19 protein-coding genes are annotated in these 17,926 nt (G+C 71.8%); 9 read left to right on the top strand and 10 right to left on the bottom strand.

The annotated features are described in order from the left end of the window. Positions 1-507: 507 nt before the first annotated feature. On the bottom strand, positions 508-1,014 hold the full coding sequence (locus J2Y69_RS13170) for a MarR family winged helix-turn-helix transcriptional regulator (RefSeq protein ID WP_310021467.1): 507 nt from the start codon (positions 1,012-1,014) through the stop codon (positions 508-510). 54 nt (positions 1,015-1,068) lie between these two features. Here J2Y69_RS13170 and J2Y69_RS13165 point away from each other — a divergent pair, with 54 nt between their 5' ends. The 4 genes from J2Y69_RS13165 to J2Y69_RS13150 all read left to right on the top strand — a co-directional run bounded on the left by J2Y69_RS13165 (position 1,069) and on the right by J2Y69_RS13150 (position 3,888). Further along, on the top strand, positions 1,069-1,803 hold the full coding sequence (locus J2Y69_RS13165; RefSeq protein ID WP_310021465.1) for a hypothetical protein: 735 nt from the start codon (positions 1,069-1,071) through the stop codon (positions 1,801-1,803). Continuing rightward, positions 1,800-2,555, top strand: a complete 756-nt coding sequence (locus J2Y69_RS13160) for an SDR family NAD(P)-dependent oxidoreductase (RefSeq protein ID WP_310021463.1) — start codon at positions 1,800-1,802, stop codon at positions 2,553-2,555. The genes J2Y69_RS13165 and J2Y69_RS13160 overlap by 4 nt, the downstream gene beginning before the upstream one ends. A gap of 132 nt (positions 2,556-2,687) precedes the next feature. Beyond that, positions 2,688-3,053, top strand: coding sequence for a Fe-S protein (locus tag J2Y69_RS13155; protein WP_310021462.1), 366 nt, complete (start codon positions 2,688-2,690; stop codon positions 3,051-3,053). 136 nt (positions 3,054-3,189) lie between these two features. Next, positions 3,190-3,888 carry a hypothetical protein gene (locus tag J2Y69_RS13150; RefSeq protein ID WP_310021460.1) on the top strand — a complete coding sequence of 233 codons (699 nt, stop codon included), beginning with the start codon at positions 3,190-3,192 and terminating at the stop codon, positions 3,886-3,888. A 69-nt stretch (positions 3,889-3,957) separates the two neighbouring features. On the opposite strand, the gene J2Y69_RS13145 is transcribed toward J2Y69_RS13150, so the two are convergent. Further along, the gene (locus J2Y69_RS13145) at positions 3,958-4,536 is read right to left on the bottom strand and encodes a DUF1349 domain-containing protein (RefSeq protein ID WP_310021458.1); all 579 of its coding nucleotides are present in this window, start codon (positions 4,534-4,536) and stop codon (positions 3,958-3,960) included. A 199-nt stretch (positions 4,537-4,735) separates the two neighbouring features. Here J2Y69_RS13145 and J2Y69_RS13140 point away from each other — a divergent pair, with 199 nt between their 5' ends. Continuing rightward, positions 4,736-5,293, top strand: coding sequence for an AAA family ATPase (locus tag J2Y69_RS13140; RefSeq protein WP_310021456.1), 558 nt, complete (start codon positions 4,736-4,738; stop codon positions 5,291-5,293). A 182-nt stretch (positions 5,294-5,475) separates the two neighbouring features. Here the strand turns inward: J2Y69_RS13140 and J2Y69_RS13135 are convergent, their stop codons facing one another. The 8 genes from J2Y69_RS13135 to cmtR form a co-directional block, all read right to left on the bottom strand. Beyond that, positions 5,476-6,525: an NAD(P)/FAD-dependent oxidoreductase gene (locus J2Y69_RS13135; protein WP_310021454.1), complete on the bottom strand. Its 1,050-nt coding sequence runs from the start codon at positions 6,523-6,525 to the stop codon at positions 5,476-5,478. Positions 6,526-6,776: 251 nt separating this feature from the next. Further along, a complete protein-coding gene (locus J2Y69_RS13130; RefSeq protein ID WP_310021452.1) occupies positions 6,777-7,934 on the bottom strand; it encodes a cystathionine gamma-synthase in 1,158 nt (385 codons plus the stop codon). Further along, complete coding sequence (locus J2Y69_RS13125) at positions 7,931-8,899, bottom strand: PLP-dependent cysteine synthase family protein (protein WP_310021450.1); 969 nt, start codon at positions 8,897-8,899, stop codon at positions 7,931-7,933. Before J2Y69_RS13125 ends, J2Y69_RS13130 begins: the two co-directional genes overlap by 4 nt. A 422-nt stretch (positions 8,900-9,321) precedes the next feature. Continuing rightward, positions 9,322-9,831, bottom strand: coding sequence for a hypothetical protein (locus tag J2Y69_RS13120; protein ID WP_310021448.1), 510 nt, complete (start codon positions 9,829-9,831; stop codon positions 9,322-9,324). Positions 9,832-10,315: 484 nt separating this feature from the next. Beyond that, entirely contained in the window at positions 10,316-10,759 is a 444-nt protein-coding gene (sufU, locus tag J2Y69_RS13115; protein ID WP_310021446.1) for a Fe-S cluster assembly sulfur transfer protein SufU, read from the bottom strand. Continuing rightward, positions 10,756-12,039 carry a SufS family cysteine desulfurase gene (locus tag J2Y69_RS13110; RefSeq protein WP_310021444.1) on the bottom strand — a complete coding sequence of 428 codons (1,284 nt, stop codon included), beginning with the start codon at positions 12,037-12,039 and terminating at the stop codon, positions 10,756-10,758. Before J2Y69_RS13110 ends, sufU begins: the two co-directional genes overlap by 4 nt. A gap of 226 nt (positions 12,040-12,265) precedes the next feature. Further along, positions 12,266-13,027 (bottom strand): cation diffusion facilitator family transporter, encoded by a 762-nt coding sequence (locus tag J2Y69_RS13105; RefSeq protein WP_310021441.1) that lies wholly within the window; start codon positions 13,025-13,027, stop codon positions 12,266-12,268. After that, positions 13,024-13,374: a Cd(II)/Pb(II)-sensing metalloregulatory transcriptional regulator CmtR gene (cmtR, locus tag J2Y69_RS13100; protein ID WP_310021439.1), complete on the bottom strand. Its 351-nt coding sequence runs from the start codon at positions 13,372-13,374 to the stop codon at positions 13,024-13,026. Before cmtR ends, J2Y69_RS13105 begins: the two co-directional genes overlap by 4 nt. A 382-nt stretch (positions 13,375-13,756) precedes the next feature. Here cmtR and J2Y69_RS13095 point away from each other — a divergent pair, with 382 nt between their 5' ends. From J2Y69_RS13095 to J2Y69_RS13080, 4 genes are read left to right on the top strand one after another with little or no spacing between them, the layout of a single operon-like run. Next, on the top strand, positions 13,757-14,947 hold the full coding sequence (locus J2Y69_RS13095) for an iron-siderophore ABC transporter substrate-binding protein (protein WP_310021436.1): 1,191 nt from the start codon (positions 13,757-13,759) through the stop codon (positions 14,945-14,947). Next, positions 14,944-15,993 (top strand): FecCD family ABC transporter permease, encoded by a 1,050-nt coding sequence (locus tag J2Y69_RS13090; RefSeq protein ID WP_310021434.1) that lies wholly within the window; start codon positions 14,944-14,946, stop codon positions 15,991-15,993. Before J2Y69_RS13095 ends, J2Y69_RS13090 begins: the two co-directional genes overlap by 4 nt. Then, positions 15,990-17,012, top strand: coding sequence for a FecCD family ABC transporter permease (locus J2Y69_RS13085; protein WP_310021432.1), 1,023 nt, complete (start codon positions 15,990-15,992; stop codon positions 17,010-17,012). Before J2Y69_RS13090 ends, J2Y69_RS13085 begins: the two co-directional genes overlap by 4 nt. Further along, positions 17,009-17,815: an ABC transporter ATP-binding protein gene (locus J2Y69_RS13080; RefSeq protein WP_310021430.1), complete on the top strand. Its 807-nt coding sequence runs from the start codon at positions 17,009-17,011 to the stop codon at positions 17,813-17,815. The genes J2Y69_RS13085 and J2Y69_RS13080 overlap by 4 nt, the downstream gene beginning before the upstream one ends. The last annotated feature ends 111 nt before the right edge of the window (positions 17,816-17,926 follow it).

The following is a 17,926-nucleotide window of genomic DNA, read 5'->3' as shown; positions in this document are numbered from 1 at the left end:
ACGAACAGGAGAGCATCCCCGAACTCATCGCGGCATAATCAAAACAGCTGACCTCGCCGGTGTTGACAATCTCCACCACTCAGAGGGACGCCACCCATCTCTTGCCCCGGCATGGCTCACCTCTTGCCTCGCCACACCTCACCTCTTGCCCCGCCGTGGCAGTTCTTGCGGGTTCACACCACGCTCAACCCGCAGAAGCTGCCACGCCGTGGCACTTTCGCACCAGATCCCGCTCCGTGCGCCAACGCGGGGCGCACAGACATGGCCTCGGGCACGCTCAACCCACAAGAATCGCCCCGCCGGGACAGGAACTGCTGCTTCGAACAGGGCCGAACCCACAAAAGCTGCCACGGCGGGGCGACGCCCTCACTCAACCCACAAGAACTGCCACGCCGGGGCAGGAACTGCTAGTTCGGACGGGGTTGAACCCGCAAGAACTGCCACGCCGGGGTAGAAAGCGCGCCCAAGGACACCCCCAGCCCCGACCCCCAGCCCTACCCCGCGACGTCAGCGAGGCGGGGAAGGAGCGGAAGGCGCGGAAGGCGGGGAAGGAGCGTCGCCGTAGCCGCGGTGGACGTCGGGATCCAGGCCGTGCGCGGCGGCGAGCTTCGACACGAGGGCGGCGAACACCTCGCGCTCCTCGGGATCGAGCGGGGCGAGGACATCGGCGTTCTGGGTCTCCGCCGCCCCGCGGAGCTCGCCGAGCACCTGGCGCCCGCGCTCCGTCAGATCCAGCCGGTGGTGCCGCCGATCCTCGGGATCGCGCGAGCGCTCGACGAGGCCTGCGCCCTCCAGGGAGTCCACGAGCACGACGACCCGGCTCGGCACGGCGCCGAGGCGATCGGCGAGCTTCCGCTGGCTCAGCCCCGGCTGACGCGCGATGATGCGGAGCACCCCCGCCGTCGAGGGCGTGAGCCCCGCCGGCCGGATCAGCTCACCGAATCGCGCGGACGCGAACGCACCCAGCTGCGAGAGCAGGAACCCCGTGCGGGCGGGTCGGCGAGCGGCATCCACCCTCTCAGCATAGACCACTTGACAGAATGATTCACACTGTGCACGATTAATCCCATGACCGAATTCACGTCTCCCGCTCGCCCCCGACGCCGCGCCGGCGGCCCGCCGCTGGGTCCGCTCGCGATCGTGACCCTCGCCCTGACCGTCGCCGGCGTCCTGGTGCTCGTCCTCGGGACAGGATCCGCGCCCGCGCCCTTCGCGGACGCCGCCGACGCCGCCTGGTACGCCGCGCACCCGCTCGTCGTACGGATCGGCGCCCTGCTGCAGTTCGGCGCCGCCGTACCGCTGGGAATCCTCACCGCCTCGCTCTACGCCAGGCAGCTGCATCTCGGCGTCCGCGTCCCCGGCCCCGTCATCGGGCTCTACGGCGGCATCACCGCCTCGATCGCCCTCCTCGCCTCCGCTCTGGTGACCTGGTCGCTGGGCTTCCCCGGCGTCGAGGCCGACCCGGAGGGCACCGCGGCACTCGGGAGGATCGCCTTCGCCCTCGGCGGCGTGGGCTACGCGACCGGCGTCGGGCTGCTCATCGCGGGCGTCGCCGTCCCGGCGCTCATCCTCCGCCTCATCCCCCGCTGGCTCGCGATCGCCGGCCTCGTACTCGCCGGCCTCGGCGAGCTCTCCTTCCTCTCCCTCGCCCTCGATCCGCTCCAGGCCCTGCTGCCGGTCGTCCGGTTCGGTGGAGGGGCCTGGCTCATCGCCGCGGCGTTCCTGCTGCCCGCCTCCCGTCCGAAGCGCGGCCCGCAGGACGCGACCGGACGACCGGAGCCCACCGGACGGACTGCATCATGACGACGGCCATCGTGGTCGGCGCGAACGGCGGGATCGGCACGGAGATCGCCCGGCGTCTGGCCGATGCCGGCCATCGGCTGATCCTGGTCTCGCGAACCGCCGGCCCTCTGGAGCACCTGGCCGCGGAGCTGCGGACCGCCGGCACCGATGCGGCGGCCGTGGCCGTCGACGCCGCGGCCCCGGGCGCGCTCCGGACCGTCATCGCCGCCCATGCGCCATCCGGGATCGACGTCGCGGTGAACAATCTGGGCATCGCGCATCGACCCGCCCCGTTCGGCGAGATCCCTGAGGGCGAGATCGACCGGGTGCTCGGCACCGACCTGCGCGGGCTCGCGCTCTGCCTCCAGGCCGAGCTCGCCGCCATCGTCGACGGCGGCAAAGGAGGCGGGGGCGGCGGCGACAGGGGCGGCGCGATCGTGAACGTCGCCTCGACGGCCGGCATCGCCGGCGCTCCCGGGATGGGCGCCTACGTCGCGGCGAAGCACGGCGTGGTGGGCCTCACCCGCACCGCCGCGCTGGACTACGCCTCCCGCGGCGTCCGCGTCAACGCCGTCGCCCCCGGACCGATCGAGTCGGGACGGGTGATGTCACAGCCCACAGAGGTCCGCGAGTCGATCGGGCGGCACGTGCCGATGGGACGGATGGGACGGGCGGGCGAGGTCGCCGACGCCGTCGCCTGGCTCGCCTCTGCCTCGGCATCGTTCATCACCGGCATCGTCCTCCCGGTCGACGGCGGCAAGACCGCCGCCTGAGACCTGAGACGCCACCGAGCCGCACCACCCCGCCGCCCGATCCACACCCACCCCACCTCACCCATGCCCGCCTCTGCGCCCGTGGCCTCGCCGCGGGTGCACCCCACCCTGCCCTCTTCGATCGGAGATCCCATGGACCCGCTGTCCCTGCTGCGCGAGGCTCTCGTGCTCATCCACCTCGTCGGCTTCGCGCTACTGCTCGGCGGCTGGGCCGTCCAGGCCGCCCGGCGACGCTACGTCACCGCCACGCTGTTCCGGGCGGGCCTGGGCGTGATGATCGCGTCCGGACTGCTCCTCGCCATCCCCTTCCCGGCCGGGGTGCAGCTCGACTACCTGAAGCTCGGCGTGAAGCTCGTCCTGGCCTTCGCGATCGGCGGCATGTTCGGCGTCGTGATCACCCGCGAGAAGGTGGGCAAGCCCACGGCCGCGGCCTTCTGGAGCATCGGCGCGCTGGCGATCGTCAACGCGGGGATCGCCGTGTTCTGGCACGGCGCCTGAGCGTTCGAGGCCGCGCGACGAGCGGCACGGCCTACCTAGGTGGACTCCCGTACGTTCCGTCCCACCTCTTCGCACCCGACGACCTGTGCCCTAAAGTTCTCCTGAACGCCTTCTCCTCCACCCGAACGGAACGACCATGCGCAGACGAGACGAACGCCGGACCGTTCCGGGACTGCTCCTCGCCGGCGCGGCGATCGCCCTCCTCCTCACCGGGTGCGCAGGAGGGGCCGGAGGGCCGGGCGGGGCGTCCTCGGCGCATCCCGGGGCCACGGGCTCCGGCTCCCCGCACCCGACCCAGAGCGAGGACGCGCTGGCCCTCGGCGACCTGGACGACGACTTCGACTTCGACTTCGATTTCGACGACTTCGATGACGACTTCGACCTCGATGATGACGACGACTTCGATCTGGACGACCTGGACGACCTCGGGCTGGGCCCCGACGACCTCATCGGCTTCGACGACGCCGACGACCTCGCGGACTTCCTCCATGACGCACGACGGGCGTCGCTGCCCGAGAACGCCTCCTCGAGCTGCGTCGCCGTGCAGCCGGTGCTCGACGACCTCGCCGCCGGTGGGTTCGACCTCGGCGTCGACGAGGTCGCCGGGGCGACGTCCGACAACGGCGGCGGGTACTTCCTCGCCGTCGATCTGGAGGACAGCCGGATCGCCGTCCTCTACACCGAATCGTCTCCGACGAGCCCGTCCTTCTCGGGCACGCTCTTCGCCGTGAACGACGTCGCCCTCGGCGCGTCGAACTTCGCGAGCGCCGCGACGCTGGGCCTGGGCGACCTCTCCGCCAACGGCGGGGCGTCCCGCGCGCCCCGCTGCCTCTGAACCTCAGAACGCCTGAACCTCAAGACCTCTGAGCCCTCGGGGCGGCACCGGACACGGTCGCGCCCCAGGTCAGTGCAGCGACGAGTCGGGATCCGTCACGCGCCAGGCATGCAGCGGGACGACGAGGCCCGCCCTGGTCGGCGCGCAGACGAAGGGCCCGGCATGGGCGTCCAGCCCTGGGGCGAACGGCACGACCCGCACGAGCTGCGGCAGATCCCCGTCCACCCCTGCTCGGATCGTGAGGGCGTCCCCGTCCCTGCTCACACGCACGAGGATGCGCCGCCCCGCCCAGTCCGGGACCGGGGCGAGGGACCAGTCCGACATCCCGTCGGTGACCACCGCGCCCACCTGCGGACGTCCGTCCGCGAACTCCACGCCGGCCTTCACCCAGCGCTCGGACGAGACCCGCACGAACAGGCCCGCCTGATCGAACTGCGCGGTGAACGCGGCCGTGAACTCGACCTCCATCGCCGAGCCGTCACGGAACGGGGCGATGAGGGCGTGCTCGCTGTCGTGGACGAACCCGTAGGACGTGACGCGCCAGGCATCGCTCCCCTCCTCCGCGGTGACGAGCAGGTCTCCCTCGACCTCCTCGGCGGCAAGGGGCGGATGCGTCCATCGTCCGGCGGACCAGGGGATCACGGGCATCCCCCGATGCTACGCGCGGCGAAGACGACCACGTCCCACTTTCCGTTGTCCAGCCCGGCTCGTGGAACAGATTTCGGGACACGGCTCCCGAAAAACTGGGACACGGGCACCGAGTTCGAGACTCGGGCAACCGGTCGGGCGGTCTGAGGAGCGCAGGGCGGGCATCCTCCGATTGCTCGTCGCCCATAGAATCCCCGACATGCGCATCGTCGTCTCGGGCACCCACGCCAGCGGTAAGAGCACCCTCATCAGCGACTTCTCCCTGACGCAGCGGGGTTTCGCCGTCCTGCCGGATCCGTTCGACGAGATCGAGACCGAAGATCCCGCAGGCGTGGCGTCGTTCCTCGCGCAGCTGCGCGTGGCGGCGGCACGGCTCCGTGACTCGCCCCCGGGAACGGACGTGATCGCCGAGCGCGGACCGCTGGACTTCCTCGCCTATCTCCGCGCCGTGGACGAGCTCGGGCGATCGAGCAGCGCGGCCGCCTTGGCCGCCGCCGAGGAGGAACGGGCCGTCGCCGCCATGCGGCACGTCGACCTGCTCATCGCCCTGCCACTCACCGGCGACATCGTGGTCGACGACGAGGAGGATCCCGCCCTCCGCACAGCGATGGACCAGGCTCTCCTCGAACTGCTCGACGACCGCCATCTGTGTGGCGGCGCGACGGTGATCGAGGTGACCGGCAACACCTCGTCCCGTCTCGCCTCCCTCGAGGACGCCGTACGCGACCTGACGGAGCAGGAGACCAGGGAGGGCTGAGTCACGCGACCCCGCCAATCGTCCTGTCGGTCGACCAGCCCGATGGTGAGGTGGTTCATTCCGTCGGCCCGATCCACTGTTGTCGGCCTATCCACGATGAACGGGCCGACAACGGCGGACCTGGCCGACGGAATGTGCAGCACCCGCGACGGGGGCGGGAGGAGATGCCGGACGGAGAACGGTCAGCGCGAGGTGCCGGCCAGATCACGGGCGACCTTCGCGCCGATCGCGCCGGACAGCGACACCGCCGCGTGCGCGGAGGCGAGGTAGAGCCCGGGAACGCCGTCCACCGGCCCGACGATCGGCTGACCGCCCCTCGGGATCGGGCGATCGGCGACGGTCGTGCCGATCAGCGTGATCCCTTCGCCCCCGAGGAGCGCGTCGTGGAGCACTCCGAGCTCCTCCTCCGCGCGCACGGCGTCGACCTCGACGCGACCGCGGTCCACGTCCACCGCCGCCAGGATCGTCCGATCATCCAGCTGCCGCGCTTCGAAGAGCGGGGTCGACACGACGCCGGCGAGCAGCGGCTCCGGCGTGGCGAACCGGACGAGGCGGCAGGGCGACGCCTCGATCGGAACGGTGAGCCCCAGCGGCCGGACGAGGGCGGGGATCGCGGTGCCGGCGGCCAGGACGACGGTCTCCGCCTCGATCACGTCATCGCCGATCCGGACCCCGCGGATCATGCCCTGCTCGACCGCGATCCCGTCGACGGTCGTCTGCTCTCGGAACACGGCGCCGTGCGCGAGGGCCGCGTCCCGCAGCGCGCGGGCGAGCGCGGCGGGGTCGACGCCCACATCGTCCGGCGCCCACGCCGCGACGGCCGGCGCCTCCCGCAGTCGCGGCTCCCGGCGGCGCACCTCGTCCCCCGTGATCAGCTCCACGCGATGGCCGCGGTCGCGGTGCGATCGCACGTAGGCGGCGGTCTCCTCGGGCGTCTCCTCCCAGCCGATCGCACCGCCCCGGCGCAGCGCGATCGGGGCGTCGAGCTCGTCGACCAGGCGCAGGAACGCGGCGGCGGCCCCGCGCCGGAGGCCCGTGGCGATCGCGGTCGCCGAGTTCCCGGCGATCCCCGCCCATCCGAAGGAGTCGCCCGTCGTGCCGGCGGCGACCATTCCGCGGTCGAGGACGAGGACCGCGCGACCGGCGCGAGCGACGTGATAGGCGATGCTCGTGCCGACGATCCCCGCGCCCACCACGACGATCGGACGGTCTGAGGGATGCGGAGCACTCATCCCCGCATCCTCGCAGATCCTCCCGTGCGCAGGCCGGCTCGGGTGCCCGGGGTCCGTTTCGGGGACTCATTCCATCGACCCGGAGTCCGCTTCGGGCTCGTCCCGTCGGCCCGATCCACTTCTGTCGGCCCGTCTGCGATGGACGGGCCGACAATGTTGGATCGGGCCGACGGAATGACCAACCGGATCGGGCCGACCGGAACGTGACCGGCCGAGGGGGCAGGATCCGGAAGCCGGCGGCCCCGCCGGCCTCAGACCTCCAGGGCGCGCGCGAGATCGGCGAGCAGGTCGTCCACATCCTCGATCCCGACCGACAGCCGCACGACCTCGACCGGCACGGCGGCTGCGGTTCCCCGCACGGAGGCGTGGGTCATCGCATCGGGGTAGTTCACGAGCGATTCCACGCCGCCCAGCGACTCGGCGAGCTGGAACACCCGCGTCGACTCCGCGAAGCGCCGCGCGGCCTCGCCGGATGCGAGGGCCACCGAGACGATCCCGCCGAAGCCGCTCATCTGCCGTGCAGCGAGCTCGTGACCGGGGTGATCGGGGAGCCCCGGGTAGTAGACGCGGCTCACGCGCGGGTGGGCAGCGAGGAACTCGGCGACGGCCTGCCCGTTCTCGTTGTGCTGTCGCATGCGGACGGGCAGCGTCTTGATCCCCCGCGTGGTCAGCCAGGCGTCGAAGGGGCCGGAGACGGCGCCCACCGCGTACTGCAGGAACCCGACCCGCTCGGCGAGCTCCTCGTCGCTCAGCACCAGCGCGCCGCCGACCACGTCGGAGTGTCCGCCCAGGTACTTGGTCGTCGAGTGCACCACGACGTCCGCACCGAGCGCGAGCGGTCGCTGCAGCGCCGGCGTCGCGAAGGTGTTGTCGACCACGACCAGGGAGCCTGCGGCGTGCCCGAGCTCGACGAGGGCGGCGATGTCGGAGATGCGCAGCAGCGGGTTGGACGGGGTCTCCACCCAGAGCACCCGCGGTGCGCGCTCGGCGATCGCGGCGCTGACCGCGTCGAGGTCGCTCATGTCGACCACCTGGACGGTGACGCCCCAGGCGCCGAGCACGCGCGAGATGAGGCGGAACGTGCCGCCGTAGACGTCGTTGCCGAGCAGCACGTGGTCGCCCGGCGCGAGCACGGAGCGGAGGAGCGTGTCCTCCGCGGCGAGCCCCGAGGCGAAGGAGAACGCGTGCGCGCCGCCTTCGAGCGCGGCGAGCTGGGACTGCAGCGAGGTGCGGGTCGGGTTGCCGCTGCGCCCGTACTCGTATCCCTGGCGGAGCCCGCCGATCCCGTCCTGGACGAAGGTGGTGGACAGGTGCAGCGGCGGGATCACCGCCCCCGTGGACGCGTCCGCCTCCTGCCCTGCGTGGATCGCCGCCGTGGCGAGGCCCCCTGCCTCTTCTGCGATGCTCATCGTTCCGTCTCCCCTCCGAGTCCTGCCGGCACGGGGAATCCGTGGCCGGTCATCCAATCGTCGTCGTACACCTTGTCGAGATATCCGCGGCCGTGGTCGGGCAGCAGCACGACCACCACGTCGTCCTCGTCGAGTCCCTCCGCCTGCCGGAGCGCCGCGACGACGGCCATCCCGCTGGAGCCACCGACGAACAGCCCCTCCTCGCGAGCCAGTCGCCGCGTCATCGCGAAGGCCTCGGCGTCGTCGACCTGCTCGTAGGCGTCGACGACGCCGGCATCGAACGTCTCGGGCAGGAAGTCCTCCCCCACGCCCTCCAGGAGGTAGCCGTGGATCGGTCCGCCGGCATAGATCGACCCGGCCGGGTCCGCCCCGATCACGCGGACGCGACCGCCGCTCGCCTCCTTGAGGAAGCGTCCGGTGCCGCTGATCGTGCCGCCGGTGCCGATCCCCGCGACGAAGTGGGTCACCCGTCCGTCGGTGTCGTCCCAGATCTCCGGGCCGGTGGACTCGTAGTGCCCGCGCGGGCCGTTCGGGTTGGAGAACTGGTCGGGGTGGAAGGCGCCGGGGATCTCACGCGCGAGCCGGGCTGCGACGCTGTAATAGGAGCGGGGGTCGTCGGGCTCGACCGCGGTCGGAGTGATGACGACCTCGGCGCCGTAGGCACGGAGGGTGGCGACCTTCGCGCCGTCGAACTTGTCCGGCACGACGAAGACCATCCGGTAGCCGCGCTGCAGGGCGACCAGCGCGAGGCCGACCCCGGTGTTCCCGCTCGTGGCCTCCACGATCGTGCCGCCGGGTCGCAGCCGTCCGTCCTGCTCCGCGGCATCGACGATGGCGCGCGCGATGCGGTCCTTCGCGGATCCGCCGGGATTGAAGTACTCGACCTTGGCGAGCACGGTCGCCCGGATCGACCCCGTGACCGAGGAGAGACGGACGAGGGGCGTGTGACCGACGAGATCGGCCACGTGGCTGGCATAGCGCACGAGAGGTGTCCTGAAGATGATCGCGCCTGCGGCGCGGGGCTGTCGTGGAGTCGGCGGAGGAGCGCGGAGAGCGCTCAGCGACAACAACGACAGGTCAGGTGCACGCTCCGAGACTAGTGGCCCGTCGTGGCGTCGCCGGGATCCGGATCGTAACATTTCGTCGCGGGAGGCAGGTGGGCGGGGGTTGGGGGTTGGGGGGGGTGGCGGGTTTGCGGCGGCGGGCGGGTTTGCCGGGGCGGGGCGGGCGGGTTTGCGGGGGCGGGCGGGTTTGCGGGCATGTCCCAAAACTGGGGGCTCGTGTCCCGAAAATCGGGAACCGTGTCCCAAAAACGGGTCCAAAATCCCACTCGCAGGACAGAAAGTGGGACACGGACCCGTCGCGAACCGGTGGGACCGCCCCGGCCTCACGCCCTCGGCGTCTTCGAGGCCCTCTCGGGCGAGGCCATCGGCATGAAGGTCCGGTCACCGCTGGTCGCCACGCCATCGAGGAGCGCACCCGCTGCGGTGAGGATCGCCGCCGTGCCGCGCCGCCCCTGCTGCCGGGCCAGCACCGGTCCGAGCGCCCGGGCGAACGCCGTCGCCGCGGGGAGCGGGCGCATCATGAGCGTGACCTCGTCGATGAGGCCGTCCTCGTCGAACCGGATCCGCTGGCATTCGGACAGGGAGCGGTCGCCGATCCGCGCCGTCGCGAAGAGCACTGCTTCGGTGCCGTCGGAGAACTGACCGTCGTAGGAGATGCCGTCGAGCACAGCGAACGCGGCGTGAAGGATACCGCGGACCTCCTCCCGACCTCGAAACGCGAAGCGGTCGGTGAGCGGTGAGATCAGCACGACCCCGGCGCTCACGGCCTCGACGGCGAGATCCGCGTCTGCGGCAATCCCTCCGCGCTTCCACGTCTCGAGTGCGGCGTTCATGCGGTCCTCCTCCGGTGTCGTCCCGGGTGGCACTGCCCTCGGGATGGGAACCGTGTCCCGAATTCGAGGTACCCCGTCCCGATATCCGGGGCACATGTCCCGATATCCGGGATCCATGTCCCAGAATCCACTCCAGATGCCCGTCCGCACAACCAGAAGTGGGACACGCGGTCCTGGATCCGCCTCGCAGCCAGACCGGACCGGGCGGGGCCGGACCGGGCGGACCGGGCCGGATCGCCGTGTCCCAAAATTCGGGGTCTATGTCCCAGAAATCGGAGCTCATGTCCCAAAACTCGGGCCAGCAGTCGAGTTGAACGACAGAAAGTGGGACACGACCCCTCGAATCGGGCAGCCGGGGCGGCTAGTGGGCAGGGCGCGCAGGCGGGAGGTAATCAGGCGACCAGGCAACCAGACGGGTCAGGCGCACAGACGGGACACCCAAACGGTCAGGGCACACAGACGGGAGACCCAGACGGTCAAGCGCTCAGGCGCGCAGGAGGGCATCCTCCAGGGCGACCCAGGCGAGCATCGCGCACTTGACCCGGGCGACGTACCGGGAGACGCCGGTGAGGGCTGCCGCGTCGCCGTAGACGTCCTCGTCGAGCTCGATCGCGCCGCGCGAGCGCAGCGCCTCCCGGAACCCGGAGATCAGCTCCGCGGCCTCGGCCCGATCCATCCCGACGACGAGGTCGGTCAGCATCGAGGCCGACGCCTGGGAGATGGAGCAACCCGCACCGTCCCAGGACACCTCGGCGATCCGATTGCCCTCGACGCGGGCGCGCAGGGTGATCTCGTCGCCGCAGATCGGGTTGCGCTGATGGGACTCGGCGGTCCCCGGATCCTCGACCTCGCCGAGAAGCCCCTTGCCCTGCGGCCGCTTGGAGTGGTCGAGGATGAGCTCCTGATAGAGCGACTCGAGCCCGCTCATGCGTCCGCTCCGAAGAACGCGCGCACGCCGGACACCGCGTCCAGGAACCGGTCCACCTCGTCCTCCGTGGAGTACAGGGCGGCCGAGGCGCGGACCGAGGCCGTGACGCCGAGGCGCGCATGCACCGGCTCGGCGCAGTGGTGGCCGACGCGGACGGCCACGCCACGCGCGTCGAGGAACTGCCCGACGTCGTGGGCGTGCACGCCGTCGACCACGAACGACCACAGAGCCACCCGCTCGACTCCCGACGCGTCGCCGAGGAGCCGGACGCCCTCGATCCCCGACAGCCCCGTGTGCATCCGCCGCTCCAGCGCATGCTCGTGAGCGCGGATCGCGTCCATCCCGATGCCGTCGAGATAGCGCACGGCCGCGGCGAGCGCTATCGCCTGCGACACCGGCTGCGTGCCCGCCTCGAACCGCTGCGGCGGGGGCAGGAACCGGGTCTCGGCGAACGAGACGCTCTCGATCATCGATCCGCCGGTGAGGAAGGGCGGGAGGGCGTCCAGCACATCGGCACGGCCGTACAGCCCGCCGATCCCGTAGGGCCCCTGCATCTTGTGCCCGGAGAACACGGCGAGGTCGACACCAAGGCTCGGGAGGTCCAGCGGCACGTGAGGCGCGGACTGACAGGCGTCGAGCACGGTGAGCGCGCCCACGTTCCGGGCGAGCGCGACGAGCTCGGCCACCGGGTTGACGATGCCGAGCACGTTGGAGGCATGCGCGAAGGCGACCACGCGGGTGCGCGGCCCGATCACCTCTGCCGCGTGATCGAGGTCGAGGGACCCGTCGTCTCGGATGCGGATGACCCTGAGGACCGCACCGGTGCGCGCGGCGAGCTCCTGCCAGGGGATGATGTTGGCGTGGTGCTCGGCCTCGGTCACGACGAGCTCGTCCCCGGCGCTCAGCGCCACACGGGCGCTGGCGGGGGCGCCCCGACCGACGCTCGCGTTCCCGATCGCGTAGGCGATGAGGTTGAGTCCCGCCGTCGCGCCGCTGGTCCAGACGAGGTCGTCCGCCCGGGCGCCCACGAAGGAGGCGACGGCGGCGCGTGCATCCTCATAGAGCTCGGTCGCCTCGGCCGCGAGGGCGTGCGCACCCCGGTGGACCGCGGAGTTCGCGTGTTCCAGGAAGCTGCGCTCGGCGTCGAGGACGGCGAGCGGCTTCTGGCTCGTCGCCGCCGAGTCGAGGTAGGCGAGAGGGTGGCCGTTCACGCTCTCCGCGAGGATCGGGAAGTCCGCGCGGACGGTCGCGACGTCGAATGGGGGTGCGGTCGGGGTCACGTTCCCACGCTACGTCAGTCCGGCCGCCCCGGCGCCGTTGCGGGGCGGGTTGGGGTGGGGTGGGGTGGGGGCGGGGGCGCGGGGTGGGGTCTGGCCGCGGTTTCTGCCCCGGCGTGGCAGTTCTTGCGGGTTGAGAGGGTCCCCAACCCACAAGACATGCCACGCCGGGGCACTTGCGGGCCGGAATCGACGGTCGGAGCATCCTGCGCTCCACCCCTCCAGCGCCTCAGTGATCGCGATGCGCCTCACCACGAGCATGCGACTCGCCATGAGCCGACGCATCGCCAGCAGCACGCCCAACGACATCGACATGGGCATGCCCATGCCCATCGTGATCATGCTCCTCGAGCTCGCCGGTGAGCATCCCGACGGGCGTCGTGCAGGCGTCCCCCCGCCACGCCTCGACGCCCTCCCGAATCGCGAATCCCGCGATCACGAGCGCGGCCACCGCGTCCGCCCACGCCCATCCCAGGAGCGCGTTGGCGACGAGACCGACGAGCACCGCCGCCGACAGATACGCGCAGATCAGGGTCTGCTTCGAATCGGCCACCGCCGACGCCGAGCCCAGCTCGCGTCCGGTGCGGCGTTCGAACCAGCTCAGGAACGGCATGACGGCCAGACTCAGCGCCGTCATGACGATTCCGATCGGGCTGTGCTCCGGGGCGCGCAGACCGATGAGGGACAGGACCGCATCGACCGCGACGTACGCCGCCAGGGCGAAGAACGCGATCGCGATGACGCGCAGCGCCGTCCGCTCCCTCGTCTCCGGATCCTGCGCGGAGAACTGCCAGGCCACGGCCGCCGCCGACAGGACCTCGACGAACGAGTCGAGGCCGAACCCGATCAACGCGGCGGAGGATGCGACACCGCCGGCGATCAGGGCGACGACCCCTTCGACGACGTTCCAGGTGATCGTGATCGCGACGATCCAGCGGATCCGCCGACGCAGGACCCCGATCCGCGCAGGATCCGCGGCGACCGCCGTCATTCCGCGCCCTCGACACGGCAGCAGGCGCAGTCGACGACGACGCACGGCGCCCCTTCGTCGACGGCGACGACCGCCTCCATCAGCGTCCGGATCCCCGCCGTGAGGTGCGGGTCCGCGATCTCGTATCGGGTGCGCCGACCTTCAGGTGCGGCGACGACGAGACCGCATCCGCGCAGACAGGCGAGGTGGTTCGAGACGTTCGTCCGCGTCAGATCCAGGTCGCGCGACAGCTGCGCCGGGTAGCCGGGTTCGTCCAGCAGGGCCAGCAGGATCCGCGAGCGGGTCGGATCCGCCATCGCCCGCCCCAGCCTGTTGAGGATCTCCACCCGTGAAGCAATGGTCAGCATGTGATGACTATACAGCGCTGGATGACCTGTCGTAACTGCCCCGCCGTGGCAGTTGTTGCGGGTTGGCAGGGCTCTCAACCCGCAGAAGCTGCCACGGCGGGGTAGAAACGACGCGGTGGCGCGCGCGTTGGGGCTCCCCCTCATCGGGCGCCCCGCCGTGGCAGTTCTTGTGGGTTGAGAGCCCCCTCAACCCACAAGATGTGCCACGCCGGGGCAGAAACGGTAGGCAGGAACGGTAGGCAGGAACAGCGGGCAGAACAGCGAGCAGGAACGGCGGCGGGACACCCACCACGGGCCCGAGATGCCCACACCCCAGGGAACCCTGAGGACAGGTTAGGCTTGCCTTGCCTCCCCCGACCTGATCCATCTTCCGAGGAGCCCTATGCCTTCTGCCACCCCGTCCACCACCCCGCCTTCCGCCCGGCAGGCCAGCACCCCGCAGCACGATGCTCCCCAGCACGATGCCCCCGAGCGATCAGCCACCCAGCGATCAGCCACCCGGCGTTCAGCCACCGAGCGATCGACCACCCGGCGACGGGTCGCGCGCGGAGCGACGCTCGTCGCCGCGCTCACCGCGAGCGCCCTCGTCCTCTCGGCCTGCGCCGGAGGCTCGCCCGCCGCCTCGACCACGGAGGGCAGCGCGTCGGCCTCGACGAGCGGAGCCGCCTTCCCCGCGACCGTGAAGCACGTCTACGGCGAGACGACGATCGCCGCGCAGCCGGAGCGCGTGGCCACCGTCGGATGGGGCAGCTTCGACGCCGCCATCGCGCTCGGGACGATCCCGGTGACGATCCCGACGAGCGCGTTCGGCGACACCGACGGCGACGGCTATCTGGCGTGGACGCACGACGCGATCACGGCCGCGAAGGCCGACCTCCCGCCGCTCCACGACGAGACCGACGGCATCCCCTACGAGAAGATCGCCGACACCTCGCCCGACCTCGTCCTCGGCACGAACTCCGGCCTGTCCCAGCAGGAGTACGACACGCTGACGAAGATCGCCCCCACCGTCGCCTACCCCGGAACCCCATGGGGCACGGCGTGGCGGGACTCGACGCGGATGGTCGGGGAAGCCCTCGGCGTCTCCGACAAGGCGGAGACGCTCATCGCCGACACCGAGAAGAGCATCGCCGAGGAGATGGCGAAGTACCCGGCCGCGAAGGGCAAGACCGGCATGGTCATGTGGGTGGACGCGAAGGACCTCGGGAAGGTCCAGTTCTACACGCCGCAGGACACCCGGGTGAAGTACCTCAACGACCTCGGCTTCGCGACGCCCGCCTCGATCACGGAGCTGGCGAAGGGCGAGAAGAGCTTCGTCTCCACGATCGCCGCGGAGCAGGCCGACAAGCTCGACGCCGACGTCGCCGTGATCTACGTGCAGGGCGGCGACCTCACGACCCTGCAGAACGATCCTCTCCTCAGCCGCATCCCCGCCGTGAAGTCCGGCGCGGCCGTGCTGATGAACGACCAGGAGAGGCTCATGGCCATCTCCGCGCCCACCGTGCTCTCCATCCCGTGGGCGCTCGCCTCCTACGCGAAGGACCTCGGCGAGGCCGCGGCCAAGGCGGGATGACCGCGACCGCCGCTCCGACGACGCCCGCCCGGGGGGACGCGCGCCGCAGGGCGCGACTCTCCCCCGGGTGGACCGTCCTCGTGTGCGTGGCGGCCCTCACCGCCGCCGTCCTCCTCTCCCTGATCCTGGGGGCCCGCGACGTTCCGCTCTCAGCCGTCTGGGAGGCCTTCGCCCGGCACGACCCCGCCGACACGGATCAGGCGGCGGTCCTCTCCCGCGTGCCGACCACCCTCACCGGGCTCCTCGTCGGCGCGGCCCTCGGCATGGGCGGAGCCCTCATGCAGGGCATGGCGCGCAATCCGCTCGCCGACCCCGGTCTCCTCGGCGTCAACGCGGGCGCCTCGCTCTTCGTCGTGCTCGGCATGTCTCTCTTCGGCTGGCAGGCGTCACTGGTCGTCGTCTGGTGCGCCCTGGCCGGCGCCGCGGTCGCCGTGCTCGTCGGATACGGGGCGGCGGCCGCGAGCCCCGGCGGCGCAACGCCGGTCTCCCTCGCCCTCGCAGGCGCGGCGGTGACCGCGATCGCCGCGGCCGTGATCTCCGGGATCCTCATCGTGGACGAGTCCACGCTGCAGAGCTTCCGCTTCTGGCAGCTCGGGTCCCTCACCGCCGCGTCGATCGAGTCCCTCGCGCAGCTCGCCGGATTCCTCGCCGTAGGCGCGGTGCTGGCGGTCGCGTGCTCCGGCGCGCTCAACGCCCTCGCGCTCGGCGACGACGTGGCCCGCGGCCTCGGTGTCCGGGTCGGATCGTCGCGCATCCTCGCCGCGGTCGGCGCCGTGCTGCTGTGCGGCACCGCGACCGCCCTCGCCGGCCCGATCGGCTTCGTCGGGCTCGCCGTCCCGCACGCCGTGCGCTTCCTGGTCGGATCCGACTACCGCTGGATCGTCCCGCTCTCGGCGACGGCCGGTGCGACGTTCCTCCTCGTGTGCGACGTGATCGGCCGGATCGTCGCCCGTCCCGGGGTGCTCGAAGTCGGGATCGTCACCGGCGTCCTGGGCGCGCCGGTGTTCATCGCGCTGTTGCGCCGACGGAAGACGGTCGGGCTGTGAGCGGGCTCGCGCTCCGGCTGGGCGCGTCCCGACGCCGGCTCGCCCGTCGGGACGGCGACGTGATCGCCCTGCTCGCCGCCCTCGTCCTCGCCCTCCTCGTCGTCGGGCTCGTCTTCGGCTCCAAGATCATCCCGCTCCCCGACGTGCTGCGAGCCCTCGCGGGGGAGCCGGTCCCCGGGGCGGCCTTCGCCGTGACGGAGCTGCGCCTTCCGCGCATGATCGGCGCGCTCCTGGCCGGCGCCGCCTTCGGCCTCGCCGGCGCGCTGTTCCAGACGATGCTGCGCAACGTGCTCGCGAGCCCCGATGTGATCGGGATCAGTGCGGGATCGAGCGCGGCGGCCATCATCGCGATCGCGTTCTTCGGCGCCTCTGGACTCGCGGTCGCCGGCGCCGCCATCGGCGGCGGGCTCCTCTGCGCCGTCGCGATCTGGGCGCTCGCGTACCACCGAGGCCTGTCTGGCCTCCGGTTCGTCCTGATCGGGATCGCGATCGGGACGGCGCTCCAGGCCGTGATCGGCTACGTGCTCACCCGCTCCGACGTGAAGGCGGCCCACGAGGCGACCGTGTGGATGGCCGGATCCCTCAGCCGCAGCCTCTGGGACCAGCTGGGGCCCACCGCTCCTGCCCTCGCCGTGCTCCTGGTCATCGCCCTCGTCGCCGCCACGCGCCTGCCGGTGCTGCGCCTCGGCGACGACACCGCGACGATGCTCGGCGTCCGCACGCAACGGGTCCGCCTGGTCCTGATCCTGTGCGCCGTGCTCCTCGTCGCGGTGGCGACCTCGCTCACCGGACCGATCTCCTTCGTCGCGTTCCTCGCCGGGCCCATCGCCCTGCGCCTCGTCCGCCGCGACCGGGCGCTCCCGCTGACGGCGGCGCTGACCGGCAGTCTGATCGTGCTCGCCGCCGACGCGATCGGCCAGCACCTGTTCCCGGTCGCGCTCCCGGTCGGCGTGGTCACCGGGGCGATCGGTGCGCCCTTCCTGCTGTGGCTCCTGATGAGAGGACGGACCCGCGCATGACGGGCACGACGCATACGCTCCAGGCCGAGGACCTGACGGTCGGCTACGACGGGGATCCGGTGATCTCCGGCCTCACGCTCGAGCTGCCCGGCGAGGGCGTCACGATGATCGTCGGCGGCAACGGGTGCGGCAAGTCCACGCTGCTCCGCTCCCTCGCCCGGCTGTTGCGTCCCCGTGGCGGCGCGGTGCTGCTGGATGGGACGCCGATCGCGAAGCTGCCGACGAAGGAGGTCGCCCGCATCATCGGGCTGCTGCCGCAGGCGCCGGTCGCGCCGGACGGGATCACGGTCGCCGATCTCGTGGACCGTGGGCGCACGCCGCATCGCGCCTGGTTCCGCGGGCGCGACGGGCACGACGACGAGGTGGTTGCCGACGCGCTCGAGGCGACGGGGATGACGGAGCTCGCCGACCGTGCGATCGACGAGCTCTCCGGCGGGCAGCGGCAACGCGCCTGGGTGGCGATGGCGCTCGCGCAGGAGCCGGACGTGCTGCTGCTGGACGAGCCGACGACCTACCTCGACCTCGCCCATCAGGTGGAGCTGCTGCAGCTCCTCGTCCGTCTCTCGCGGGAGCGCGGCACGCAGGTCGTGATCGTGATGCACGAGCTCAACCTCGCCACCCGCTACGCCGACCATCTCGTCGCGATGCGCGACGGCCGCATCGTCGCCGACGGCCAGCCGGACGAGGTGGTGACCGTGGAGCTGCTGCGCGAGGTGTTCGATCTGGAGGCGGTGGTCGTGCCCGATCCGGTCGCCGGCACCCCGATGATCGTCCCGGTCGACGTGCACCGCCGCCCGGCCTGAGCGTCGGTCCTTGCGCCCGGTCCTTGCGCCCGGTTCTTGCGCGCGGTTCTTGCGCGCGGTTCTTGCGCGCGGTTCTTGCGCGCGGCGGTCCCGGCGTCGTTTGTGCCCCGC

It is taken from the genome of Microbacterium resistens (assembly GCF_031456305.1).
Taxonomy (GTDB): domain Bacteria; phylum Actinomycetota; class Actinomycetes; order Actinomycetales; family Microbacteriaceae; genus Microbacterium; species Microbacterium resistens_A.
This window is presented reverse-complemented; position numbering and strand designations above follow the sequence as displayed.